Source organism: Cryptosporangium arvum DSM 44712, assembly GCF_000585375.1.
Lineage (GTDB): Bacteria > Actinomycetota > Actinomycetes > Mycobacteriales > Cryptosporangiaceae > Cryptosporangium > Cryptosporangium arvum.
In genome coordinates this window covers 318169-341821 of record NZ_KK073874.1, presented here as the reverse complement: position 1 = coordinate 341821, position 23653 = coordinate 318169, and the positions used below count along the sequence as shown (strand labels likewise).

The following is a 23653-nucleotide window of genomic DNA, read 5'->3' as shown; positions in this document are numbered from 1 at the left end:
GGTGACGTTAACCACAGCTGGCATCGCGACCTGCGGTGCGAGATGAGTCACATCGACCGTGACCGGCATTAACGTCCGGAAGGTCGAAGCGTCGGAATCGATCCGGTTCGCGCAGATCCGTCCACGCAGGGTGAGCATGAGGCCGCCCACATGGGGCTCTTGTTACCCATGGGGCGCATGCGCATCAAGTGACGCGTGCGTGCTAAAGGACCTACTGTCCGGTTAGCGGGTGGAGGATTCCCACGTCATGCGGACGACCGTTCCGTCCCGGTCGGTCGCGGGAGTGACCGTCACGTCGTCGACCAGACCGGTGAGGAGCGCGAGGCCGACCCCGGCCGCGACCTCCTCCTCCGACTCGGTCTCCGCGAACGCCGGACCGGCGACGAACGGGCTGGTCACCGCGAGATCGGCGTGCAGCGCCTGGTCGGCGGGGGCGGAGTCGCGCACGACCACTTCGAACCGCGGCCCGTCGGTGAACTCGACCTCGACCAGCTCGGATCGTTTGTGCTGGACGTGCAGGCTCACCGCCCGGGAGCAGGCCTCACCCACGGCGAGCCGGATCTCGTCCAGGATCCCCTCGGCCACACCGGCGTTACGCGCGGTCGCGACGGCCACCAGGCGCGCAGTACGGACATGCGCGGGGGTCGGGGAGAACGCCAACCTCACGGTGCGCATCAACCGGCCGCAACCGCCTCATCGACCGAGGCATGGATGTTGAAGACCTTCTCCAGACCGGTCACGTTGAAGATCTTCAGGATCTTCGGCTGGGACGAGACCAGCTCGACCGAGCCGCCGGCCGCACGGGCCCGCTTCAACGCACCGACCAGAACACCGAGCCCGGTCGAGTCGAGGAAGTCCACTCGTTCCATGTCGACGACGATGTGGGCGAACCCGGCGTCGGCGAGGCGGATCAGCTCCGAACGCAGCTGCGGCGCGGTGTAGACGTCGATTTCACCGCCGACCGCGAGGACCGTGTGACGTCCCACGGCCCGGGTCGTCAACGACAGCTCCACGAAGACCCTCCAGGATGCCCAAGGCCAGCTCGGCCCTGATTCAACCACGCCTCACAGTGTCATTATCCAATTACGAAGAGTGCTAATTGGGCGTTGGGCGCGTTCGTACATACGTGGCACAGTTCTTCCGTGTCCACGCAGCTGTCCGCCGAGACCTCTCCAGACCTCTGGTTGCAGCGGGTACGCCGGGGCCGCACGAGCGATCCCGTGACACATGTGGAACATCTTCCCGCTCGAGCCGCGGTTCATGTCGACTGGCCGGCCTGGGTTCCGCCGTCTCTTCGCGACGCCTACGCCGCCCGGGGCGTGTCGCGGCCGTGGTCGCACCAGGTCGAGGCCGCGGAGGCCGCGTTCTCCGGCGAGTCGGTGGTGGTCGCGACCGGTACGGCGTCCGGCAAGTCGCTGGCGTACCAGCTGCCGACGCTGAGCGCGCTGCTGTCGGACCCGCGGGCGACCGCGCTGTACCTCTCGCCCACCAAGGCGCTCGCCGCCGACCAGCTGCGCGGCCTGCTCGACGTCGCCGAAGCGGTGAACGGAGGAGTCCGGCCGGCGCTCTACGACGGCGACACCGCCGACACCGAGCGTGAATGGGTCCGGGCGCACAGCCGCCTCGTGCTCACCAACCCCGACATGCTGCACCGCGGGATCCTGCCCCGGCACGAGGCGTGGGCGTCGTTCTTCCGGCGGCTGCGGTACGTCGTCATCGACGAGTGCCACTCCTACCGCGGGGTGTTCGGCTCGCACGTGGCGCACGTCCTGCGCCGGTTGCGTCGGGTCTGCGCGCGGTACCGGTCCTCGCCGGTGTTCGTGTGCGCGTCGGCGACCGTGTCCGACCCGGGGGCTTCGGCGTTCTCTCTCGTGGGCCTGCCGGTGCGGACGGTGACCGACGACGGGTCGCCACGCGGTGCGACGACGTTCGCGCTCTGGGAGCCTCCGGTGTCTCCGCTGGTGGGTGAACGGGGTGTACCGACCAGGCGGTCCGCGACAGCCGAGGCCGCCGATCTGCTGGCCGACCTGGTCGCGGAGGGCGCGCGGACGCTGGCGTTCGTCCGGTCCCGCCGGGGCGCGGAGGCGGTGGCGCTCGGAGCGAAGCGCGCGCTGGCCGAGGCGGTGCCGGAGCTGGTCGAGCAGGTGGCCGCGTATCGCGCCGGCTACCTGGCCGACGACCGGCGCGAGCTGGAGAACGCGCTGCGCTCGGGAGCGTTGCTCGGCCTGGCGTCCACGAACGCGCTGGAGCTCGGCGTCGACGTGACCGGGCTGGACGCGGTCGTGCTCACCGGGTACCCGGGTCGGATCGCGTCGCTCTGGCAGCAGGCCGGCCGCGCCGGACGCGGTAGCCGGGACGCGCTCGCGGTGCTGGTGGCCCGCGACGACCCGCTCGACAGCTACCTCGTGCACCACCCGTCGGCGGTGTTCGGGCGGCCGGTCGAGGCGACCGTGCTGGACCCGTCGAACCCGTACGTGCTGGGGCCGCAGCTGGCGTGCGCGGCGGCGGAACTGCCGCTGACCGAGGCCGACCTGCCGCTGTTCGGCGGCGACGCGGCCCGGTACGCGCTGGACGGCCTGGTCGCCGCCGGTGTCCTCCGGCGCCGCCCGGCCGGTTGGTACTGGACGTCCCGCGGCCGGCCGGACGCCGATCTGCGTGGCACCGGAGGGGAGCCGGTCTCGATCGTCGAGGCCTCGACCGGGCGGCTGCTCGGCACCGTGGACGCCGGCTCGGCGCCGTCGAGCGTGCACACGGGCGCCGTCCACCTCCACCGCGGCGAGACGTTCGTCGTCGAGGAACTGGACCTGGACGACCTGGTGGCGCTGGTCCGGCGGGCGGAACCGGACTGGTACACCCAGTCCCAGGACGTCACCGAGCTCGACATCGTCTCGGTGGAGCACCAGGTCGAGGCCGACGGCGTGCAGCTGTGCTTCGGCACCGTCGACGTCACCAACCAGGTCGTGTCGTTCCAGCGCAAGCGCATCCTCTCCGGCGAGGTGCTGGACGAGCAGCCGCTCGACCTACCTGCGCAGCAGCTGCGCACGCGGGCGGTCTGGTACACGGTCGAGGAGTCGGTGCTGGCCCTCGCCGAGCTCGACCTGCCCGACGTCGGGGGCGCCGCCCACGCCGCCGAACACGCCGCGATCGGCCTGCTGCCGCTCGTCGCCAGCTGCGACCGGTGGGACATCGGCGGCCTCTCGACCGCGTCCCATCAGGACACCGGCCTGGCGACCGTGTTCGTCTACGACGGCCATCCGGGCGGCGCCGGGTTCGCCGAGCGCGGGTTCGACGCGGCCGTCGAGTGGCTCACGGCCACCCGCGATGCCATCGTCGGATGCGAGTGCTCGACCGGGTGCCCGTCGTGCGTTTACTCGCCGAAATGCGGCAACGGCAACGATCCGCTGGACAAAGCCGGTGCTGTCAGGTTGCTGACAGCAGTAGTCGACCGCGTGCGGCGCGCCGCGCCCCGACAGAGTACGTTTGGCGTCCAGGTCGGGGGGTCACACCCTCGGTGACCGACGGGTCGGTTGCCGGTGGGGACCGGGCTGATTCGGAGAGGACGCGGACCATGGTTCTGCTGGGCCTGCTGCTCGCCGCAGTGGCGATCGCCCTCGGGGTGGGGCTGGCATTGCAGCCGGGAGACACAGCCAACGTCCACTTCTTCGGTCTGAACATCCCGAACCTCAACGGCCGCACGTTGATCCTGGTCGGGATCGCGATCGGCATCCTGTTCATGATCGGCGTCTCGTTCATCCGGTGGGGCTTCGCGATCGCGCGTCGCCGGCGTCGGGAGCGGAAGGCAGCGAAGCGGGCCTCGATCGGCACCCCGATCGAGGCCCCGGCCGACGCGCGCGAGCCCGAGCCCGAGCCCGACCACGAGGCCGCCCGCCGGGAGGAAGTGGCCGCCTGGGAGCGGGCCGAAGCGGCTCGCCGGGAGGAAGCCGCACGGCAGGAGGAGGCCGCGCTGCGGGCGCGCTCCGAGAACCACCAGCCCGACCCGTACCCGCCGGGCCAGCCCGATCCGTACCCACCGGCGTCGCCCGACTCCTACCCGGGCCACCGGCCGCCGGAGCCCTACCGCGGCGACAACTCCCCCACCGACGCGTACCCGACGATGGGCGAGCACAAGACCGAGGAGTACCCGACGGTCGACCCCTATCGGGACGAGCCGCCGCGCAGCACCGGAACGGTCTACCAGTCGGGTGGCCACTCGTTCCCCGACAACGACCCGTACGGCAACGGCCCCCAGCAGCCTCCGCAGCACCGTCCGTACTAATAGCTCGGAAGAGGCTAATGTCGGTCGGGTGGCGCACGAGATCGATCAGCGTTTCCTCGCCCTACCCCGCACGGCACTAGCCGACGCAGCCCTGCAGAGGGCTCGTGACCTCGGTGCGAGCCATGCGGACTTCCGCCTCGAACGACTGCGTTCGCAGGGGCTGTCGCTGCGCGACGGACGCCTCGAAGGCAGCCACGACGGCGAAGACGTCGGCTTCGCCGTGCGTGTCGTGCACGACGGCGCCTGGGGCTTCGCGGCCGGCGTCGACCTGACCGTGGACGCGGTCGTCGCGGCGGCTTCGACGGCAGTACAGGTGGCGAAAGTCAGCGCCCGGATGAGCACCGAGCGGATCGAGCTGGCCGCCGAGCCGGTGTACCAGGACGCGCAGTGGATCTCGTCGTATCTCGTGAACCCGTTCGACGTGCCGGAGACCGAGAAGGTCGCGCTGCTGGCGGAGTACTCCCAGCGCCTGCTGGGGGCAGCCGGCATCAGCCACGTGACCGCCGGGCTCTCCCAGGTGCTCGAGGGCAAGTTCTACGCCGACACCGCGGGGACGGTCGTCACCCAGCAGCGAGTGCGCGTGAATCCGAGCATCCAGGCGCTGTCGGTGGACGCCGAGAGCGGCCGGTTCGAGACGATGGACAGCATCGCGCCGCCCGTCGGCCGCGGCTGGGAGTACCTCACCGGCACCGGCTGGGACTGGGACACCGAGCTGGCTTCGCTGCCCTCCCTGCTGGCCGAGAAGATGGCGGCGCCCAGCGTCGAGCCGGGCCGTTACGACCTGGTGGTCGACCCGTCGAACCTGTGGCTGACGATCCACGAGTCGGTCGGCCACGCCACCGAACTCGACCGCGCGCTCGGCTACGAGGCCAACTACGCCGGCACCTCGTTCGCGACCCCCGACCAGATCGGCACGCTGCGGTACGGCTCCGGCGTCATGGACGTCACCGGCGACCGCACCGTCGAGCACGGCCTGGCCACGGTCGGCTGGGACGACGAGGGCGTGGCCGGGCAGTCGTGGGACATCGTGCGCTCCGGCACCCTGGTGGGTTACCAGTTGGACCGGCGGATGGCCGCGCTGCTGGGGGCGCAGCTCGGGGTGTCCCGGTCCAACGGGTGCGCGTTCGCGGACTCGCCCGGGCACGTGCCGATCCAGCGGATGGCGAACGTGTCGCTGGCCCCTGCGTCGTCGGACGTGTCGACCGCGGACCTGATCAGCGGGGTCGAGCGCGGGATCTACGTGGTCGGCGACAAGTCCTGGTCGATCGACATGCAGCGCTACAACTTCCAGTTCACCGGCCAGCGCTTCTTCGAGATCCGCAACGGCCGCCTGGCCGGGCAGCTGCGTGACGTGGCCTACCAGAGCAACACGCTGGATTTCTGGGGATCGATGGAGGCCGTCGGCGGCCCGTCGACCTGGGTTCTCGGCGGCGCGTTCAACTGCGGCAAGGCCCAGCCGGGCCAGGTGGCGCCGGTGTCGCACGGCTGCCCGAGCGCGCTGTTCCGCGACGTCGCGATCCTCAACACGGTGCAGGAGGGCGGGCGATGACCACCAGCGCGCAGGATCTGGTCGAGCGGGCGCTGGCCCTCTCGAAGAGCGACGGGTGCATCGTCATCGCCGGCGAGTCGACGAGCGCGAACCTCCGCTGGGCGACGAACACGCTGACGACGAACGGCGTCATGCGTTCACGGTCGATCACCGTCATCGCGACGGTCGGAACCGGCACCGGGGTCGCGAGCGGCGCCGTGTCGCGCACCACGGTGGCCACGGACGAGCTGGAGTCGCTCGTGCGGGCCGCGGAGGAGACCGCGCGGGGCAACGGCGCGGCCGACGACGCCCAGCCGCTGGTGCCGGGTGGCGCCGCCGCCGACTGGGACCTGCCGCCCACCGAGACGTCGATCGACGTGTTCTCGTCCGTGGCTCCGGCTCTCGGCGACGCGTTCGGCGCCGCCCGCGGGGCCGACCGGCTGCTGTACGGGTTCGTGGAGCACGAGGTCGACACGTACTACCTGGGCACCTCGACCGGCCTGCGGCTGCGCCACGCCCAGCCGCAGGGGCACATCGGCATCACCGGCAAGGTCGGGTCCGACCTGAGCCGCTCCGCCTGGGTGGGTCAGGCGACCCGCGACTTCTCCGACGTGTCGATCGCGTCGCTGGACGCCGAACTCGCGCAGCGGCTGGCGTGGTCCGCGCGCCGGATCGACCTGGAGCCAGGGCGCTACGACACGGTGCTGCCGCCGACCGCCGTAGCCGACCTGATGATCTACGCGTACTGGAACATGAGCGCCCGCTCGGCCCACGAGGGACGCACGGTGTTCTCCCGCCCCGGCGGCGGCACCCGCGTCGGCGAACGCCTGACGCCTCACCCCGTGACCCTGCGCTCCGACCCCGGCGCGGCCGGGCTGTCCTCCGCGCCGTTCGTCCTGGCCCAGGCGTCCTCCGGGACGAGCAGCGTGTTCGACAACGGATTGCCGCTGGAGCCGACCGACTGGATACGTGACGGTTCGCTCGCCGCGCTGCTGCAGACCCGCCGCTCGGCGGAGATCACCGGCCTGCCCGTGACACCGGTCATCGGCAACCTGGTGATGGAGGTCGGCGGCGCGTCCGGCGGTCTCGACGATCTGGTCGCCGGAGTCGACCGCGGGCTGCTGCTCACGTGCCTCTGGTACATCCGCGAGGTGGACCCCCAGACGCTGCTGCTGACCGGCCTCACCCGGGACGGGGTGTACCTGGTCGAGGGCGGGGAGGTGGTCGGAGCGGTGAACAACTTCCGCTTCAACGAGTCGCCGGTTGATCTGCTGTCCCGGTTCGCGGGTGCCTCGGTGACGAGTCCCGCGTTCTCCCGGGAGTGGGGCGACTACTTCCACCGCACCGCGATGCCGGCCCTCCGGGTGCCGGACTTCAACATGAGCAGTGTCTCGCCGGCGTCATGACCCCGGTCGAGGTAGTGCGAGCCTCGATGGCGGCGTATCGGGCGCAGGACCTGGACGCAGCGTCGGCGCTGTTGGCGTCGGATTATGTGTTCTTCAGTCCGCAGGATGCCGGGATCGACAAGGCGACCTTCCTCGAGAGGTGCTTTCCGACAGCGGATCGGTTCGCTGAACAGGAGGTCGTACACGTGGTCGATCTCGGGGGTGGTGAGGTTTTTCTGTTGTACGAGTACGTGGTGGAGAGTGGGCGGTACCGGAATGCCGAGGTTTCCCGGGTGAGGGATGGGCAGCTGGTGGAGACGCAGGTGTACTTCGGCGGCCGCCTCGGGTCTTGATGTCTCATCTGGTTGTTGGGGCGTCCTGGGTCGTGGGGCATCCGGGCCGCGGGGCATCCGGGCCGCCGCAATCCCCAGCGCGCCACACCTCCAGGCTCCGCACTTTCCGGGCCGCCGCACTTTCCGGACCGCCGCAGTTCCCAGCGCGCCGCACCTCCCGGGCTCCGTTCGCTGGGCTCCGCTTGCTAGGCCCTCGAGCTTCCGGGTCTCCGCACTTACCAGCCGCCGCGCTTCGCGGGCCGTCGTACTTTCCGGCCTCCGCACTTCCTAGCGCGCCGCACCTCCCAGGTCGCCACACCTCCCGCTCCGCCGCACCTCCACACCTTCTGCTCCGCCATACCGCCTGGGTTGCGACACCCTCTCAAGCGCTGCATCTCTTGACCTGCCGCCCTCCGGCGCGCCGCACTGCCCAGGCTTCAAAGGGTCGGGCCGGATGCGACTGGTGCATTCGTGCTCAGCGAGCAGGAGCATCGGTGTCGGGCATCCGGACAGCACAGACTCCTGAGCCGCCGGACCTCATATTTCGCCGAGCCTTCGACTTATTGAGCTCTCTGACCCCATGGACCCCCTGACTCATCGCCTCCCGACTCACTGCCTTCCACCGGCTGACCGGCCTACCGACTCGTCAGCCGTCCAACTCGCCGGTCTTCCGCCTCGGCGCCCCTCCAACTCAGCGCCCCTCCAACTCAGCGCCCCTCCAACTCAGCGCCCCACCAACTCAGCGGACTCCTGCGCGCCGGGCTTTACGCAGCTGAGTGAGGGGCCACCGAAGATGACGTGCTCGGTCCTGACACGCCGGGTCCGGCCGGCCCGCTTCGACACCGTGATCAACACCTGTCGATCCCGGTCTCGGCCGCCGCATGCGCCACGTGCTGGCTTGCACGCGAGCTGACATGTTCGGTACCACTGCCACTTCGCGCCTTCGCGGGTCGAACGAGCGAGTTGCCGGGAGCGGGTGGTAAGGCTGACCCGATCGGCTTCACGGCGGCCGGACGGGCGGAATCACTGGGCCGGCGTGGGCAGTGGCGGTGGCTCGACCGATCAGGGCGGCCGGGCCGGTTGGCGGGACGGCCGTGGTGACGATCACGTGCGTGCCGGTTGTCGTGCATTCGGTGAGCGTCGCGCCGTTCTCGGCGGCGAGTGCGGCAGCCCGGACGCAGGCTGCCGAGGCGCCTTCCGCGACGTGCAAGGCGCCGGAGAGTGCGGCTAGATCGGCCGCTAGTCCGGCACGATGACGGGCGACCGCAGCGGCTCCGACGCTTTGGAATCCCAGCCCGACCAGCAGCAGCGCCAGTCCAACGCCGAGGGCCAGCACCGAGGCACTCCCCCGCGAGTCGGTCACGGCACCGCCTTGCGCTGAGGCCCGCGCCGGAGTCCGGACTCGGCCCCGGACTCAGACAGCAGGCCGCGTTCGGATACAGATCGAGGCTCGCCCCCGGATGAGACCTCACCCCCAGACCCGGACTCAAGCCCAGGGACAGCCCCAACCCCAGCCTCTGCCCCAGACACCGGCGCGCGCCCAGACACCGACCCGGCCCCGGACACCGACCCAGAGCCGGATCCGAATTGTGGCCGGGACCGCGAAGAGGACTCGGGCTCAGCCCCGGACCCGGCCCCAGGCTGGGACCCGGCCCCAGGCTGGGACCCGGCCCCAGGCTGGGACCCGGCCCCAGGCTGGGACCCGAACCCCGGCTGGGACCCGAACCCCGGCTGGGACTCGAACCCCGGCTGGGACTTGAACCCCGGCTGGGACTCCGAGCCGGGCTCGGGCTCGGCTACTGCGGTGGCTGTCAGCTCCCCCGGCCACGACCGACCGATCGCCGGCAGCGGCGCCGTGACAGTGACCCGCACCAGATCCCCTTCCCGCATGACCCGGACCGTCGCGCCCGGCGGTGCCACACGCCGGCCGATGTCCGCCGCCGTCGGGTCGCCGCGTGACGCTGCGCGGGCGGCCTCCCGCGCAGCGTCGACGCAACGGAGGTGCGTGGTGGTCGCGGCCAGCACCGTCAGGCCGGCGGTCAACAGCAGCACCACGATCGGCAGCGCGGCCGCCAGCTCCGCGGTCACCGACCCGCGTTCTACCCCTTCAGCGCCTTCGCGAGAATCGCGGTCAGCGCCGACTGCACCGTCGGCGAGGTCACGACCTTCAACAGCACTCCGGCGAACGCCACCGCGGCGATCGTTCCGACGGCGTACTCGGCGGTGCTCATTCCGGCCTCTCCCGCCAGCCGGATCCGTCGCATCGCGCCCCGAAGGCCCGAGTTCATCGGCATCTCCTCTCATCGGCCGGGACGTCCCCGGCAACTCTCCGCCGACGCCCGCCGCGCTCCGGCGACCGCGCTCAGGTGAGCAGCTCATCGAGCACCCCCAGCACGATCGGCACCACGCCGACCAGGACGAACGCCGGCAAGAAGCAGAATCCGAGCGGCAGCACCACCCAGACGGCAGCGCGGTGCGCCGCGGCCTCCGCTCTCGCTTCGCGGCCTTCTCGGAGGTCGGCTGCGCACCGGGTGCACGCCGCTGCCAGCGCCGCCCCGCTGTCGGCCGCGCGGACCGCCGCGGGGACAAAACCCTCCGCGCCGGGGACGTCGTCCAGAGCGCGCCAGCCCGGTTCACCCACCACGCCGAGGCGTAGTGCCCGGCCGACGAGCGCGAGCCGCTCCCCCAGCGGGCCGCCGATCGCCGCCCCCACCACGGCCACCGCACGATCCAGCGGGGCGCCGGACTTCAGCACGGCGGCGAGGAGGTCGACCGCGTACGGCAGCTCGGCCGCCGCTGCTTCGCGCTCCCGGTTGATCGCCGGTGACGGCATTCGTCGCACGAGCCGATGGACGCCCACTCCGACGGCCGCACCGACGATCAGCCCCCACCAGGTCCCGACCAGCCCGGCCACCGCGAGCCCGACCGAACAGGGCACCACCCACCGCAACGCCACCGACCCGCCAGAACCGGCCGGCCCGCCCGAAGCCCCCGGATGAACGCCGGACCCGACCACTCCCTCGCCCGCCGAGCCATCCGCCGCACCCACCCTCGTCGAGCGCTTCAGTCGTCGGCGAGCGGTGGGACGGGCCACGAGAAAGGCGACGATGAGCAGCATCGACCCCGCAGCGACCGACAACCCGTTCACGTCAGCACCACCCGGCTCAACCGGCGCGCGAGCGCGAACCCGATCAAATGCAGCGCCACTGCGGCACCAGCGCACGCCGCGCCGCCTGGCGTCCGGGTGAGCACGGCGACCGGCGAAGCGCCGAGCAGCTGACCGATCCCGAGCCCCAGAACCGGCAGCCCCGCGACCAACCGCGCAGTCGTCCGCGCCGAGGCGGTGTGCACGGCGGCCCGCTCGCTCAGCCGACGGAGCCGCCGCAACTCGACGTCGAGCTGCCCGACCACATCGGCGAGCGGGATGCCGCAGTCGGCAAGTGTCCACGCGGCGGCCAATCGGCGGAACGCGGGCTCGAGCGGGCCCGGCACCGCTCGCAACAACGCCGGAACGTCGCCGAACGGGTGTCGCACCACCGCGATCCGGGCGGTGGCCAGCGCGGTCGCGGCCGGCGCCGTCACCGGCCCGTCCTCGACCGTGACGATCGCCGCGTGCAGTGCCGCAGACGGCGTCCGGCCGGCGCGGAGATCGTCGGCCAGACCGGCCAGCGCCACCGCGCCGAGCGCACGGAGCGCATCGTCGGCCTTGGCTGCGGCCCGCTGACGCAACGCGCGCCGCCCAGCGAGACCGTAGGCCAGCGCCGCCCCGGCGATGACCGGCCCGACCGCCGCGGCCGTCGGCACCGCGGTGAGGACGAGAAGTGGCACCGTGAGATGCGCACGCCACCGCGTAGGCACCACAGGGCGACGACCGGCTCCCAACAACCGGGTCCGCGGTGACGGCCCGGCCGGTCGGGCCACCACCCGCAGCCGTCCACGCACCGAACCGGGCACGGCCAGCAACGCCGCCGCCCCGAGCAACGCCAGCGCCGCAACCACCGCGGTCATCGCCGACCACCCCGGGCGTCCAGCAGCGCGTGCAGCGAGGCGAGCCCGGGCGTCGGCCCGCCATCACGGCGCCACGCCGGCCGGACGACCACGCGGCCGTCCGGGCCGACGCCGAAAACGCCGATAGCGGTGACCATCCGCAAGCCCGGCCGCCCACCCCCCGGCATCCGCCGGACCACGTGGAACACCACGTGCAGCGCGCCGGCCAGTTGGGCGTGCACCGCGTCACGGCTGAGACCCGCGAGCAGGCCGAGCGCCTCGATCCTCGCCGGCACCGCGTCGGGGGTGTTCGCGTGGAGCGTCCCGGCGCCGCCGTCGTGCCCGGTGTTGAGCGCGGCGAGCAGTTCCGCGATCTCCGGCCCGCGGCACTCGCCGACGACGATCCGGTCCGGACGCATCCGGAGCGCTTCGCGCACGAGCGTGCGCACCACGATCTCCCCCGCGCCTTCGGCGTTGGCCGGCCGGGCCTCCAGCGAGACGACGTGCGGGTGGACCGGGCGGAGCTCGGTCGCGTCCTCGACGATCACCAGCCGCTCGTCCGCGGGCACCTCGCCCAGCAGCGCGGACAACAGCGTCGTCTTGCCGCTACCGGTTCCCCCGCTGACCAGGAAGGCCAGCCGAGCCGCCAGCACCGCACGCGCGATCGCCGCCGACTCCGGCGTGAACGTTCCCGCCGCCACCAGGTCGTCCACCGTGAAGCCCTGCGGCCGGAAGGTGCGCAGCGAGAGGTGGACCGCGGTGGCCGCCACCGGCGGTAAGGCCGCGTGGAGCCGCGTGCCGTCGGGGAGCTTGGCGTCCACGAACGGCGACGCGTCGTCCAACCGGCGCCCGCACGCCGCCGCGAGCCGCTGGGCCAGCCGGCGCACCGCGGTGTCGTCACCGAGATCGCAGTGCACCCGCTGGAGGCCGGCGCCCCGGTCGACCCAGACCTCCTGCGGCCCGTTCACCAGGACGTCGGTGACGGTCGGCTCGGCCAGCAGGGCGGTCAGCGGACCGGCTCCCACCAGTTCGGCGTGCAGCCGCGCGGTGAGCGTGAACAGCGTCCGGTCTCCGATCGGCGAGCCGTACTCCGCCCGGACCGCGGTGGCCACGGCGGCCGGCGTCGGCGGATGCCCGAGCGTGATCAGCCGGCTGCGGACGCGCTCGGCCAGAGCCTCCGGATCCGTCGCGGACGCGGTCATTCCGCCGCCTCCAACTCCGCCAGGAAGCTCCGGCAGAAACCGGCCAGCGGGCCCCGCCCGGTAGCAGCGGGTACGTCGCCGCGCTCGAGCGCACCGGCGAGGCGGGGCTCGGCCCGGAGCACGCCGGCCAGCGGCAGCTCCAGCGCGGTCGCGAGGTCGGCCGACCGCAGCCCCGCCGGAGCCGGGCCGCGGACGACGCACGAGAGCTGAGCGCAGTGCGGACGCACCGCCCGGACCACCCGCGAGGCCGCCGCGCAGGCCCGGACCTCGGCCGGCACGACCAGGAGCGTCACGTCGGCGGCCTGCAGTACCCGCACTGCCGCGTCGTCGGGACGGCGCGGCAGATCGACCACGAGCAGATCCGAGAAGCGACGCCCGGCGTCCAGTGCGGCTTCGGCCGCCTCGGGGGGCACGGCGAGAACGTCACCGCGGTCCCAGGAGAGGACGCTGAGCTCGCCGACGCGAGGCAGGGCGTCGTGTAGCGCGGGTGGGCTCACCCGACCGGCGGTGTCGACGAGGTCGGGCCACCGGAGCCCGCCGGTGTTCTCGCGGCCGAGCAACAGGTCGAGGCCACCGCCCAACGGATCGGCATCGACAAGCATCGTGCGTGACCCGTTCCGCGCCGCGGTGACGGCCAACGCGGCCGAGAGGACGCTCGCGCCCGCCCCGCCGCGCCCTCCGATCACCGCGACCACCCGACCGGCGCGCCGCGGCCCGCTGACCGCCTCGGTGAGGCGGTCGACCAGCCACGCCTCCGCGGTGGGCAGGAAGGCGACGTGCTCGGCTCCCAGGTCGGACGCCACCCGCCAGACGGCCGAATCCCCGGGCCGGACGTGGCGCTCGTCGGCGGCGAGCACAACCCCGGGCCGGTACGGCAACCGCGCCGACACGTACTCGGCGACGACGTCGGTGCCGACGATGACCAGCGGCGCGTCGGTCCACAGTGGGCGAGCGCCGATCGGATCGACCGGGACCTCGACGTCCGCGCCCGCCGCCGCGGCCAGGCGCAGCAGGTTGTCGGTCAGTTCCGGGTCTCGGACGCAGACGAGCGGGCACGCCTCGGGCGGCGACATGACTTCCTCCGGCGGGTGATCGCGATATCGACCCGATCACCGTCGCCGACTCCGACGCCCGCGAGAACGTTCTCCACAGGGCGGCCAGGGACGACCTTCGACCTGTGGACGAACTGTTCACCAGGTGTGTCTCGCGCTATTTCGCCGAGGGTGGATATTCGGCGCTCTGGTACGAGGGTGAGAACTAACGAGAAATGGCACCCACACAAAAGGGGACGGTCACCGCCGGGGGGGTGGGCGGTGACCGTCCGGGGTCCGGCTCCGGGGGGGCCGAGCCGAACCCGCCCAGATGACCGCGGGGGGGGTGCGGTCAACCGGGCCGTCAAATTTAGGGCAGCCGAGACTGGTAAGTGTAATCCCCCTCCGCACACTCGGCCCCAGAACCCAATACATTGTCTAGCAACGGACCGCAGATCTGCAACCGAGTGGGCGCGGAAAGAAGATCCGTAAGTGTTTTCTTAAGCTCACGCGCAGCCCCTAACGCATGCGTACCCGGCCATGGGTGCCGGAAACACGCTCCGGCGTCGGGAGGGTCCTAGACTTCGAGCCATGAGCGTGAGCGCCAACGTAGGCGACGAGCGACCCGCCGAGCGCCGGCCGCATGTGGACAGTGACCTCCCGCGCGCGGCGGATCCGGTGGCCCCCGGCGCCCCCAGCACCGTCACGCCGGCCACCGCTCGAAGCGCCGCCTTCTTCGATTTGGACAAAACGGTTATCGCGAAGTCGAGTGCTTTGGCCTTCGGTAAACCGTTCTACCAGGGCGGACTCATCACTCGTCGCGCGATGCTACGAAGCGCTTACGCACAGTTGATGTTTCAGCGGGCCGGTGCCGACGAAGCGCAGATGGCGCGTATCCGTGACTCGGTGACCGCGATGATCACTGGGTGGAACGTCAGTCAAGTGCGTCAAATCGTCGCCGAGACACTGCATGAACTGATCGAACCGACGATTTACGCAGAAGCCGCGGCACTGATCGGTGAACACCGCGCCGCCGGCCGGGATGTGGTCATAGTCAGTACGTCGGGCGAAGAAGTAGTCGCTCCGATCGGCGCGCTTCTCGGCGTCGACCGGGTGGTCGCCACCCGGATGGCCGTCGTCGACGGCCATTACACCGGCGAGATCGAGTATTACGCCGCCGGTCCGGCCAAGGCCGCCGCGATCCGCGAGCTCGCGGTCAGCGAGGGATACGACCTCGCCGACTGTTACGCCTACTCCGACTCGATCAGCGACGTGCCGATGCTCCAGACGGTCGGCCACCCTTTTGCCGTCAACCCCGACCGCGGTCTGCGCAAGGCCGCCCTCGAGCACGACTGGCCGGTGCTGGTGTTCCGCCGGCCGGTGACGCTGCCCACCCGTTTCGTCCGGCCGTCGACGCCGATCCTGGCCACCGCCGCGGTGGGCTTCGGCGTCGGCGCGGCCGCGCTCGCGGGCATGGTCTGGTACGGGCGGCACCGCGCGAAGCTGGCCCCTCGGGTGTCCGCCGGAGTATGAACGTACTGCTCAGGCCCCCTTCCGTGGGCGGCGGAACGAGCGTAGAAAGAGGTCACGGGCTCCGCCCGGTCGGCACATCCGGCGGACGAAGCTCGGGCACAGCTCCGGGTACCCACGCGCGACCAGCCGCGCGAGGCGCGTCGAGGCGGATTCGACGGGATCCGCGTTCGTCGATACAGGTGCACGCTTGGTAGCCCGGAAGTTCTGTGCCTGACGGCGCCTCTTCAAGGGGCGCCGTCGTCATGTCGGCAGCGAATTTGTCACTTCCGTACATACTCGACACTGCTGATGTCGTCGTCGCCCGCGAGGTCCGATTGACCGGAGTTCTCTCGTGATGCCCGGCGACTATGCTGCGGCCAGCGTCGAGGGGAGCACCACGGTGAATTCGCAGGACGAGCCCCGCCGGACGATGGCTCCCCCGTGGTCGGCCGTGACCGACCACCAGCGCCCCACCACCCAGCACTTAGGGCACGCGACCTGGCACGGCCCGGCTTTCCAGTCCGGCGGCCCCTCCTGGCCGCCCCCGGACGTGGACGACGTCCCCGCCCCGCATCCGCCGACGTACGACACGAGCGCGGCCCCGCCGCCCATCTACGGCGGCGCACCGGCGTTCCTGCCCAACCACCCGACGGCGGAGCCCCCCGAACATCACGTCACCGAGCCGATCCCCACCTACCGGCCGACCGCACGCGGCACCGCCCGTCCCAGCCGGCACAACGGCTCCCCGATGACGCTCGGCGACGTCCTCACGATCCTCGGCGGTGTGCTCGTCCTGGCGTTCTCAATGCTGCCGTTCGTCTCCTACACCGACGAGCGGTTCGTGGCGGTCGAGAACCGGGCGGACCTCGCCACGTCCTGGACGGCCTGGTCGCCGAGCACGTTCCTGGCCCCACTGAGCTGGGTGGCGATCGTGGCCGCGGTGCTGGTGACCGTACTCGGCGTCCTGCGGGTCCTGGAGCGGGGGCACCGCACCATGGTCGGCGTCACGGTCGAACAGGCCCGCGTGCTGCTCGCCGGGCTGGGCTTCCTGATCCTGTTCTCGTTCGCCGTCTCGTCGAAGACCGTCCTGTTCGGCGACGATCGTCCGCAGCTCACCGCCGCCGGCGTCATCGTCGACTCCACGCTCTCGCTGGACAGCGGCGGTTACCTGATGCTGCTCGCCGCGGCGGTGCAGTTGGCCGGAGCCGTGTGGATCGCCCGCGGTGCCGGCGGCCCGGCGGTGTGGCCGCTACCGGACTCCGTCCGCACGATGTTCGCGAAGAGGACGCGCTAACTCATCGCCTCGCAGATCGCGAAACCCTCGTCCGCGCCGAGCGCGACCGCCGCGCAGTAGTGCTTCAACCAGGAACGGACGCCGTCGGCGGTGCCGGTGGCGTACGCGTTCGTGGCGCCGATGTACTCCGGCTCGCGCGCCAGGTGCCCGGCTTCGGGAACCGAGACCGCCTTCGGGTCGAGGCCCTTGGCGATCAGCGTGAGGCGGGCCGCCGCCCTGGCCACCAGCCCACCGGGCCCGTCGAACGGCGCCAGCACCAGGAGCTCGCCGTGCACGATCGCGGCGAGAACCACGGCCGGGGCCTCGGTGCCCCCGGTGACCAGGTCGCTGAGCGCGGACAGGCGGGCCGCGACCTCCGGATCGGTGCGGGGACGACCGAGCGCCTCGGACGGCAGCACGTCGCGCGCCGCGAGCACGTGCAGGCGCGCGAGAACCTGGAGCGGCGCCTTGGACCAGGTGTCGACGAGCGAGCCGAGCGCACCCGCGACCCGCAGCGAACCCTGCACGACCGGGTCGGTGACCGCGCCGGCCCGGATCGACTCCAGGTCGTAGCGCGCGCCCTCGAGAGCGGCCGACGCGTGTGCTCCGCGCAGCGCGGCCTCGACGCTCACCGGCCCGGAACCACGACGCAGGAGCTGGTGCCCGAAGAGCTGGTCGATCTGCTTGCGGGCTTCCGCCGCCGCGTCGGCGACATCGGGCAGGTCGAGCAGCGGCGCGAGGGGATCCGACACGCTAAGACCGTATCCGGTCACCGGGGCCGCACCCAGTCCGACGCCGAAGCAGGCCCGGGCCCGGAAACCCGCGGCACCACCGGCACGGGCCCGGGCACCAGGTGCACGTACGCAGGCGGGACGAAACCCCCACCGGCCGGAACCGGAAGCGGCGGAGCCACCCGCCGCGCGGCGGACCGGCGCCGCAGCACCATCGGCACCCCCACCGCCGTGGCCACGATCGCACCCACCACCGCGACGACAGCCCCGACGACCACCCCGACCACGGCCCGCCACCAGGTCGGCGTCGGACCGCCCGAGAAGTCACCGTCGCGCCCCACCGCGGACCCGATCAGCCCGCTGGCGAACTCCGCCGAGTACGTCGAGTACCCGAACGTCATGAGCCGGTCGCCCCGGCGCTTCGCGTCGACGTCGTAGGCCTGCACGACGAACGCCCCGTCGGCATCGGTACCGGAGAGCAGCACCTCGGAGGCGCTGCGCCACCCGACCGGGATCGGCACGCTGAAATCGATGTAGTCGAACGTCACCAGCCGGGTGGCGTTCTGCGTCGCGACGTCGATCGCGAGCAGCGACGTCGCGCCGTTGACGTCGTTCGTCTCCTCGCGCGTCACCAGCACGCGCCGACCGTCCGGCGACCAGGCGGAGGCCCCGGCCAGCCACACCGCCTTGTCGGTGAGCCGCACCACCGGGCCGGCCCCGTCCAGCGGATAGATCTCGATGTCGACCCCGTCGTCGTAGGCGATCGAGCGCCCGTCGGGCGAGAACGCGGCCTGGATCTTGGTCATCCCGTCGACGGTCTTCGGCGCCACGCCGCCGCCCGTGGGCATCGGCGCCTCACCCGGCAGCAGGTCGGTCTTGGGCGTCGCGTTCGTGCTCGGGGTGGCGACCCGTTTCACCGAACCGGTGTCCAGGTCGAGCACGTCGAGCGCCTCCGACGAGATCGCGAGCCGCCGACCGTCGGGCGACCACGCCAGGACCTCGGTGGAGCCACCCCCGACCGAGAACCGCTGCGACGCCCCGGTGACCAGATCGAGCACCAGGATGTCGTCGAACTTCCCGCTCAGATCGCCGACGGCCAGCCGGCGGCCGTCCGGCGACAACCGTGTCGTCGCCGCCCCGTAGTCGGAGTTGACCCGGTCCTCGATCGCCGAGACGTCCCGGACGCGATCGGAGTCGGCCGCGAACAGCACGTGACCGTCGGTGAAGGCACCGGTGGTCTCGGCCAGCACGATCGAGCGGCCCGGCGCGGACTCGGACACGTCGGAGATCAGCGTCGGCAGCGACTCCGCGTTCCTGGGATAGGAGGGCGTGGCGAATTCCTCCGCGTCGTCGCCGGTTCCGACGAGCAGCGCCGCCACGAGCCCGGCTCCCACCGACAGCAGCACGGCGACGAGCACCGCCGCCAAGACCACGAACACCGGTCTCTTACGCATCCGCTGTTTCCTTCAGGAGAGAGCCACCGACCGTAGGACAGCGTGCCATCGACCGCCGACAGAACACCGCTCAACGCCGGAACCCCTGCCCACGTACTGTGCTGCAACGTTCGCGGCACTACGTTAAGAAAGGCCGGCTCACCGAGGAGGTCCCCGCACATGACCGAAGAACCCGCAGAGGCCACGCTCTCGAATCTGCTCAAGGAGGAGCGCACCTTCCCGCCGTCGGCCGAGTTCGCCGAGCAGGCCAACGTCCACGCCGACGCGTACGAGAAGGCCCAGAACGACCGCATCTCGTTCTGGGAGGAAGCCGCCAACCGGCTCGACTGGTCCGAGCCCTGGCACACCGCCCTCGAATGGAACGCGCCGTTCGCGAAGTGGTTCGTCGGCGGGAAGCTGAACGTCGCCTACAACTGCGTCGACCGGCACGTCGAGGCCGGCAACGGTGACCGGGTCGCGATCCACTGGGAGGGCGAACCGGGCGACACCCGCACGATCACCTACAGCGACCTGCAAAAAGAGGTCTCCAAAGCTGCCAACGCCCTGCACGAGCTCGGCGTCCGCACCGGCGACCGCGTGATGATCTACCTGCCGATGATCCCCGAGGCCGCGGTCGCGATGCTCGCGTGCGCCCGGCTGGGCGCGGCGCACAGCGTCGTGTTCGGCGGGTTCTCCGCCGACAGCCTCCGCAACCGGATCGACGACGCGCAGGCCAAGGTCGTCATCACCGCCGACGGCGGCTACCGGCGCGGCAAGCCGTCAGCGCTCAAGCCCGCCGCCGACGAGGCGATCGCCGGCACCGGCGTCGAGAAGGTTCTCGTCGTGCGGCGCACCGGCGAGGACGTGCCGTGGACCGAGGGCCGCGACGTCTGGTGGCACGACGTCGTCGACCGCCAGGCCGACACGCACGAGCACACGACCTTCGACGCCGAGAACCCCCTGTTCATTCTTTACACCTCGGGTACGACGGCGAAGCCCAAGGGCATCCTGCACACCAGCGGTGGCTACCTCACCCAGGCGAGCTACACCCACCACGCGGTCTTCGACCTCAAGCCCGAGACCGACATCTACTGGTGCGCGGCCGACATCGGCTGGGTCACCGGCCACAGCTACATCGTCTACGGGCCGCTGAGCAACGGCGTCACGCAGGTGATGTACGAGGGCACCCCGGACACTCCGCACCAGGGCCGCTTCTGGGAGATCATCCAGAAGTACAAGGTGACGATCCTGTACACCGCGCCCACCACGATCCGCACGTTCATGAAGTGGGGCGCGGACATCCCGGCGAAGTTCGACCTGAGCTCCCTGCGCCTGCTCGGAAGCGTCGGCGAGCCGATCAACCCCGAGGCCTGGATCTGGTACCGCCACCACATCGGCGGCGACAACGCCCCGATCGTCGACACCTGGTGGCAGACCGAGACCGGCGCGATCATGGTCTCCCCGCTCCCCGGCGTCACGTCCACGAAGCCGGGAAGCGCGCAGAAAGCCCTCCCCGGCATCTCCGCCGACGTCGTCGACGAGAGCGGCAAATCGGTGCCCGACGGTGGCGGCGGTTACCTGGTGCTCACCGAGCCGTGGCCGTCGATGCTGCGGGGCATCTGGGGGGACGACGAGCGCTTCAAGGACACGTACTGGTCGCGCTACTCCGAACAGGGCTACTACTTCGCCGGCGACGGGGCGAAGAAGGACGACGACGGCGACCTCTGGCTGCTCGGTCGCGTCGACGACGTCATGAACGTGTCCGGTCACCGGATCTCCACCACCGAGGTGGAGTCGGCGCTGGTCAGCCACCCGTCCGTGGCCGAGGCCGCAGTGGTGGGCGCCACCGACCCGACCACCGGCCAGGGCATCGTCGCGTTCGTCATCCTGCGCGGCGAAGCCAAGGAGGGCACCGACACGGCCGCCGAGCTGCGTCAGCACGTCGCCCGGGAGATCGGCCCGATCGCGAAGCCGCGACAGATCCTGGTCGTCCCGGAGCTGCCCAAGACCCGCTCCGGCAAGATCATGCGCCGCCTGCTGCGTGACGTCGCCGAGAACCGTTCGCTGGGTGACGTCACGACGCTCGCCGACCCGACCGTGATGAACCTGATCAGCGCCGGCCTCACCGGCGGCAAGGAAGACTGACCGCTCCCGCACGTCAGCGGCCCCGGCTACGCTTCGTAGCCGGGGCCGTTCCGAATCAAAAGCCTGACTACGCCATGCGGCGAACCACCGTGGCTACGGCGACGTGCGGTCTTTGCGGAAACCCTTCTTCATCGCACCGGTCATCCGCTGCCAGCGCGGCGGAACACCGAGGTCGACCGGTTCGCCGTCCGCGTTGGTACGCACGACCTCGAGCAGACCAGCCGCGGCACGCACCTCCCACACCGAGCCGTGCAGGTGCGCCAGCGTCTCGATCTCCGAGCCGTCGAGCCCCCGCACGACCAGCCGGAACGGCTCCTCGAACCGCCGCTCGAGCAGCAGGATCGAGGACATCGAGCGCCACCCGACGAACGCACCCGCGACGACCCCGACGACGCTGACCTGAGCGGCCGGCCGGAAGCCCCGCTCGGTGTCGAGCGCGGTGACGACCAGGTCGAACCCTCCGCGCTGGTCGCGCGACGGGGTGATCTCCCGCCCGACCGCCAGCAGCCGTCCGTCCGGTGACCACCCGTGCGCGCCCAGCGCGGCGTCCTCGGGCAGCGGGACGCGAACCGGCGGCCCGCCGGCCAGCGGCGCGATACGCACGTACGCGCCGACGTCGACCGCGATCCGGGCGCCCTCCGGCGCGACCGCGACCTCGCGCGGCTCCTCGCCGGAGAGGTCGTAGGCGTCACTGCGACCGGTCTCCAGGTCGAGCAGGTACATGCCTTCGTCGTTGCCGTAGAGCAGGCGCCGGCCGCTCGGCAGCCAGGACAGCACCTCGGCGCCACGCACGGTAGCCGGGAACCCCCGACGACTACCGTCACGCAGATCCAGCACGGAGACCGTGGGCACCGGCCGGTCGACGACCAGCGCCAGCCTCGTGCCGTCCGGAGACAGCTGGCCCGGGTCTTCCAGGCGTTCTGCCCCCACCATTCGAATGCGTCGCCCGTCGGCGGCCAACAGCAAGGTTTGTTCGCCGTCGTCCACGGCGAACGCGGCCCTTCCCGGCGGGTCGGCGTCCCACGACATCGTCCAGTCGGGGCACCGGGGGACCTCTGCTGGCGCGTACACGTCGATCACGGATACCTTCCTCTCCCCGGCGTCGAAGGTAGCGTCTGTCAGCCGCGTTAGCGCAATAAACATGCACGCGGACGATGGGAAGATCCGCGCTGGGCGGCGGGCGCTCTACGCTGGCCGCTATGGCCAACCCGCCGGACGACGTGGTCGTTCTCCATGACGGACCGTGGAGTCACCGCTTCGTCAGTGCCAACGGCAGCAGATTCCATGTCGTCGAGGTCGGAACGGGCCCGCTCGTCCTGTTCCTGCACGGCTTCCCCGAGTACTGGTGGACCTGGAGACACCAGCTCGAACCGCTGGCCGAGGCCGGTTACCACGTGGTCGCCGTCGACCTGCGCGGTTACGGCGCCAGCGACAAGCCACCGCGCGGTTACGACGGGTTCACGCTGGCCAGCGACGTCAGCGGGCTGATCCGCGCGCTCGGCGAACGCGACGCGATGCTGGTGGGGCACGACTGGGGCGGAGCGCTCGCCTGGGCCACCGCCGCGTTCCACCCCCGCCAGGTGCGGCGCATGGTGGTCATCGGCTCGCCGCACCCGCTCCGGCTGCGCGCGGCGATCGCGGGTGATCCCCGTGGGCAGCTCGCCGCGAGCCGGACGCTGTTCACGTTCCAGACGCCCCGCTACGAGCACCGGGTCACCGCGAACGACGCCGCCTACGTCGAGTCCCTGTTCGAGAAGTGGGCCGGTCCGCGCTGGCGGGAGACCGACGACTACGCGCAGTACACCCGGGCGTGCCGCGTCGCGATCCAGATCCCGCAGGCCGCGTTCTGCGCGATGGAGTACTACCGCTGGTCGCTCCGGTCGCTCACCCGGCCGACCGGGTGGCGCTACGCGAAGCTCATGCAGGCCGACATCACCGCACCGACCCTGCAGCTGCACGGTGCCGACGACACCTACCTGCTCCCCCGCACCGCCGAGGGCTCCAGCCGCTACGTCACCGGTGGCTACGAGTGGCAGGTTCTGGACGGCGTCGGCCACTTCCCGCAGGCCGAGCAACCCGACCTCGTCACCGAGGAGCTTCTCCGCTGGGCGAAGGCTTCCTGAGCGCGGCCACGACGGGGTGATCCTCGAGCTGGGCGAGTTGGAGCAGCGCCCACGGCGAGAGGCCGACCTCGGACCGCCCGGCCAGCCCTTCGGTGACGAACGTCGGCCAGTCGACCCAGCGGTACTCCTCGACCTCGTCCGGGTTGGGCACCGGCTCGGCGTCGACGCGTACGCCGAAGACCGGACAGATCTCGTTCTCGACGATTCCGTCCAGCTCGGCGCGGTACCGGAAGTCGGGTAGCAGCGGCACGATCTCCTCCGCCGTGACCGACAGGCCGAGCTCGTGGTTCAGCCGGCGCCGTACCGCCGACACCGCGTCCTCCCCGGGCGCCGGATGCCCGCAGCACGAGTTGGTCCACACGCCGGGCCAGGTCTTCTTCGAGAGCGCCCGCCGGGTCAGCAGGAAGCGACCCTCGCCGTCGAAGACGTAGCTCGAGAACGCCGAGTGCAGCGGCGTCTCCCGATGGTGACTGGCCAGCTTGGGAGCTGTTCCGATCGTCCGTCCGTCGTCGCTGAGCAGGACGATCAGCTCGTCGTCGACCACCGGATCGGCTTGAATCCGATCGACGGCGCGCCCGTTGGTACTGTGCCGTTCCTCACACCCCAGGACCTGCGACCCGTCCGATTCGGCCCTGTCTGTGTCGGCGAACCCCACGAAAGCCTCTTCCATCCACCGCGCTGGACGCATTCCGTCT

The 23653-nt window shown here is 71.4% G+C and carries 22 protein-coding genes; 9 read left to right on the top strand and 13 right to left on the bottom strand.

Features of this window, described 5'->3' with window-relative positions; genetic code table 11:
- Positions 1 to 222: 222 nt before the first annotated feature.
- On the bottom strand, positions 223 to 675 hold the full coding sequence (locus CRYAR_RS01600) for an ATP-binding protein (RefSeq protein WP_035847864.1): 453 nt from the start codon (positions 673 to 675) through the stop codon (positions 223 to 225).
- Positions 675 to 1013, bottom strand: coding sequence for an STAS domain-containing protein (locus CRYAR_RS01595; RefSeq protein ID WP_035847862.1), 339 nt, complete (start codon positions 1011 to 1013; stop codon positions 675 to 677). Before CRYAR_RS01595 ends, CRYAR_RS01600 begins: the two co-directional genes overlap by 1 nt.
- A gap of 171 nt (positions 1014 to 1184) precedes the next feature.
- On the opposite strand from CRYAR_RS01595, the gene CRYAR_RS01590 reads away from it, so the two are divergent.
- Genes CRYAR_RS01590 through CRYAR_RS01570 form a run of 5 tightly spaced genes read left to right on the top strand, consistent with a single transcriptional unit; the run spans position 1185 to position 7542 of the window.
- Positions 1185 to 3515 (top strand): DEAD/DEAH box helicase, encoded by a 2331-nt coding sequence (locus CRYAR_RS01590; protein ID WP_211247916.1) that lies wholly within the window; start codon positions 1185 to 1187, stop codon positions 3513 to 3515.
- A 53-nt stretch (positions 3516 to 3568) separates the two neighbouring features.
- Entirely contained in the window at positions 3569 to 4276 is a 708-nt protein-coding gene (locus tag CRYAR_RS01585) for a hypothetical protein (RefSeq protein WP_035847860.1), read from the top strand.
- A 28-nt stretch (positions 4277 to 4304) separates the two neighbouring features.
- Positions 4305 to 5825 (top strand): TldD/PmbA family protein, encoded by a 1521-nt coding sequence (locus CRYAR_RS01580; protein WP_035847858.1) that lies wholly within the window; start codon positions 4305 to 4307, stop codon positions 5823 to 5825.
- Positions 5822 to 7210, top strand: a complete 1389-nt coding sequence (locus tag CRYAR_RS01575) for a metallopeptidase TldD-related protein (protein WP_035847855.1) — start codon at positions 5822 to 5824, stop codon at positions 7208 to 7210. Before CRYAR_RS01580 ends, CRYAR_RS01575 begins: the two co-directional genes overlap by 4 nt.
- Positions 7207 to 7542: a nuclear transport factor 2 family protein gene (locus CRYAR_RS01570; protein ID WP_035847852.1), complete on the top strand. Its 336-nt coding sequence runs from the start codon at positions 7207 to 7209 to the stop codon at positions 7540 to 7542. The genes CRYAR_RS01575 and CRYAR_RS01570 overlap by 4 nt, the downstream gene beginning before the upstream one ends.
- 979 nt (positions 7543 to 8521) lie before the next feature.
- Here CRYAR_RS01570 and CRYAR_RS44865 read toward each other — a convergent pair.
- From CRYAR_RS44865 to ssd, 7 genes are all read right to left on the bottom strand, one after another.
- A complete protein-coding gene (locus CRYAR_RS44865; protein WP_084699921.1) occupies positions 8522 to 8884 on the bottom strand; it encodes an Rv3654c family TadE-like protein in 363 nt (120 codons plus the stop codon).
- Complete coding sequence (locus CRYAR_RS50570; RefSeq protein ID WP_063725640.1) at positions 8881 to 9609, bottom strand: TadE family type IV pilus minor pilin; 729 nt, start codon at positions 9607 to 9609, stop codon at positions 8881 to 8883. The genes CRYAR_RS44865 and CRYAR_RS50570 overlap by 4 nt, the downstream gene beginning before the upstream one ends.
- 11 nt (positions 9610 to 9620) lie before the next feature.
- Complete coding sequence (locus tag CRYAR_RS01560) at positions 9621 to 9785, bottom strand: DUF4244 domain-containing protein (protein ID WP_084701700.1); 165 nt, start codon at positions 9783 to 9785, stop codon at positions 9621 to 9623.
- 98 nt (positions 9786 to 9883) lie between these two features.
- Entirely contained in the window at positions 9884 to 10669 is a 786-nt protein-coding gene (locus CRYAR_RS48410; RefSeq protein WP_211247218.1) for a type II secretion system F family protein, read from the bottom strand.
- The gene (locus CRYAR_RS46705; protein ID WP_051569589.1) at positions 10666 to 11529 is read right to left on the bottom strand and encodes a hypothetical protein; all 864 of its coding nucleotides are present in this window, start codon (positions 11527 to 11529) and stop codon (positions 10666 to 10668) included. The genes CRYAR_RS48410 and CRYAR_RS46705 overlap by 4 nt, the downstream gene beginning before the upstream one ends.
- A complete protein-coding gene (locus CRYAR_RS01545) occupies positions 11526 to 12710 on the bottom strand; it encodes a TadA family conjugal transfer-associated ATPase (RefSeq protein WP_035847844.1) in 1185 nt (394 codons plus the stop codon). Before CRYAR_RS01545 ends, CRYAR_RS46705 begins: the two co-directional genes overlap by 4 nt.
- Positions 12707 to 13783 (bottom strand): septum site-determining protein Ssd, encoded by a 1077-nt coding sequence (gene ssd, locus CRYAR_RS01540; protein ID WP_035847842.1) that lies wholly within the window; start codon positions 13781 to 13783, stop codon positions 12707 to 12709. Before ssd ends, CRYAR_RS01545 begins: the two co-directional genes overlap by 4 nt.
- Positions 13784 to 14332: 549 nt before the next feature.
- Between ssd and CRYAR_RS01535 the strand changes: the two genes are divergently transcribed.
- Together CRYAR_RS01535 and CRYAR_RS01530 are read left to right on the top strand one after the other, a co-directional pair.
- Positions 14333 to 15274, top strand: coding sequence for an HAD family hydrolase (locus CRYAR_RS01535; RefSeq protein ID WP_084699916.1), 942 nt, complete (start codon positions 14333 to 14335; stop codon positions 15272 to 15274).
- Positions 15275 to 15653: 379 nt separating this feature from the next.
- A complete protein-coding gene (locus CRYAR_RS01530) occupies positions 15654 to 16547 on the top strand; it encodes a hypothetical protein (RefSeq protein ID WP_157017242.1) in 894 nt (297 codons plus the stop codon).
- Here the strand turns inward: CRYAR_RS01530 and CRYAR_RS01525 are convergent.
- Together CRYAR_RS01525 and CRYAR_RS01520 are read right to left on the bottom strand one after the other, a co-directional pair.
- Positions 16544 to 17278 carry a Fic family protein gene (locus CRYAR_RS01525; RefSeq protein WP_035847837.1) on the bottom strand — a complete coding sequence of 245 codons (735 nt, stop codon included), beginning with the start codon at positions 17276 to 17278 and terminating at the stop codon, positions 16544 to 16546. The two genes, CRYAR_RS01530 and CRYAR_RS01525, sit on opposite strands and share 4 nt — an antisense overlap.
- 17 nt (positions 17279 to 17295) lie before the next feature.
- Positions 17296 to 18711: a PD40 domain-containing protein gene (locus CRYAR_RS01520; protein WP_157017240.1), complete on the bottom strand. Its 1416-nt coding sequence runs from the start codon at positions 18709 to 18711 to the stop codon at positions 17296 to 17298.
- Positions 18712 to 18870: 159 nt separating this feature from the next.
- Here CRYAR_RS01520 and acs point away from each other — a divergent pair, with 159 nt between their 5' ends.
- Positions 18871 to 20835, top strand: a complete 1965-nt coding sequence (acs, locus tag CRYAR_RS01515; protein WP_035847833.1) for an acetate--CoA ligase — start codon at positions 18871 to 18873, stop codon at positions 20833 to 20835.
- 93 nt (positions 20836 to 20928) lie between these two features.
- Here acs and CRYAR_RS01510 read toward each other — a convergent pair whose 3' ends face one another.
- On the bottom strand, positions 20929 to 21915 hold the full coding sequence (locus tag CRYAR_RS01510; protein WP_035847830.1) for a WD40 repeat domain-containing protein: 987 nt from the start codon (positions 21913 to 21915) through the stop codon (positions 20929 to 20931).
- A gap of 119 nt (positions 21916 to 22034) precedes the next feature.
- Between CRYAR_RS01510 and CRYAR_RS01505 the strand changes: the two genes are divergently transcribed.
- A complete protein-coding gene (locus CRYAR_RS01505; RefSeq protein WP_035847828.1) occupies positions 22035 to 22958 on the top strand; it encodes an alpha/beta fold hydrolase in 924 nt (307 codons plus the stop codon).
- On the opposite strand, the gene idi is transcribed toward CRYAR_RS01505, so the two are convergent.
- The gene (gene idi, locus CRYAR_RS01500; RefSeq protein WP_035847825.1) at positions 22921 to 23502 is read right to left on the bottom strand and encodes an isopentenyl-diphosphate Delta-isomerase; all 582 of its coding nucleotides are present in this window, start codon (positions 23500 to 23502) and stop codon (positions 22921 to 22923) included. The genes CRYAR_RS01505 and idi overlap by 38 nt on opposite strands.
- Positions 23503 to 23653: the final 151 nt, after the last annotated feature.

Coding starts and splice junctions, on each gene's coding strand:
- CRYAR_RS01570 (WP_035847852.1), top strand. CDS start 7,207: ATGACCCCGGTCGAGGTAGTGCGAGCCTCGATGGCGGCGTATCGGGCG.
- CRYAR_RS01585 (WP_035847860.1), top strand. CDS start 3,569: ATGGTTCTGCTGGGCCTGCTGCTCGCCGCAGTGGCGATCGCCCTCGGG.
- acs (WP_035847833.1), top strand. CDS start 18,871: ATGACCGAAGAACCCGCAGAGGCCACGCTCTCGAATCTGCTCAAGGAG.
- CRYAR_RS46705 (WP_051569589.1), bottom strand. CDS start 11,529: ATGACCGCGGTGGTTGCGGCGCTGGCGTTGCTCGGGGCGGCGGCGTTG.
- CRYAR_RS01600 (WP_035847864.1), bottom strand. CDS start 675: ATGCGCACCGTGAGGTTGGCGTTCTCCCCGACCCCCGCGCATGTCCGT.
- CRYAR_RS01575 (WP_035847855.1), top strand. CDS start 5,822: ATGACCACCAGCGCGCAGGATCTGGTCGAGCGGGCGCTGGCCCTCTCG.
- CRYAR_RS01545 (WP_035847844.1), bottom strand. CDS start 12,710: ATGACCGCGTCCGCGACGGATCCGGAGGCTCTGGCCGAGCGCGTCCGC.
- CRYAR_RS01535 (WP_084699916.1), top strand. CDS start 14,333: ATGAGCGTGAGCGCCAACGTAGGCGACGAGCGACCCGCCGAGCGCCGG.
- CRYAR_RS01520 (WP_157017240.1), bottom strand. CDS start 18,711: ATGCGTAAGAGACCGGTGTTCGTGGTCTTGGCGGCGGTGCTCGTCGCC.
- CRYAR_RS01505 (WP_035847828.1), top strand. CDS start 22,035: ATGGCCAACCCGCCGGACGACGTGGTCGTTCTCCATGACGGACCGTGG.
- ssd (WP_035847842.1), bottom strand. CDS start 13,783: ATGTCGCCGCCCGAGGCGTGCCCGCTCGTCTGCGTCCGAGACCCGGAA.
- CRYAR_RS01560 (WP_084701700.1), bottom strand. CDS start 9,785: ATGCGACGGATCCGGCTGGCGGGAGAGGCCGGAATGAGCACCGCCGAG.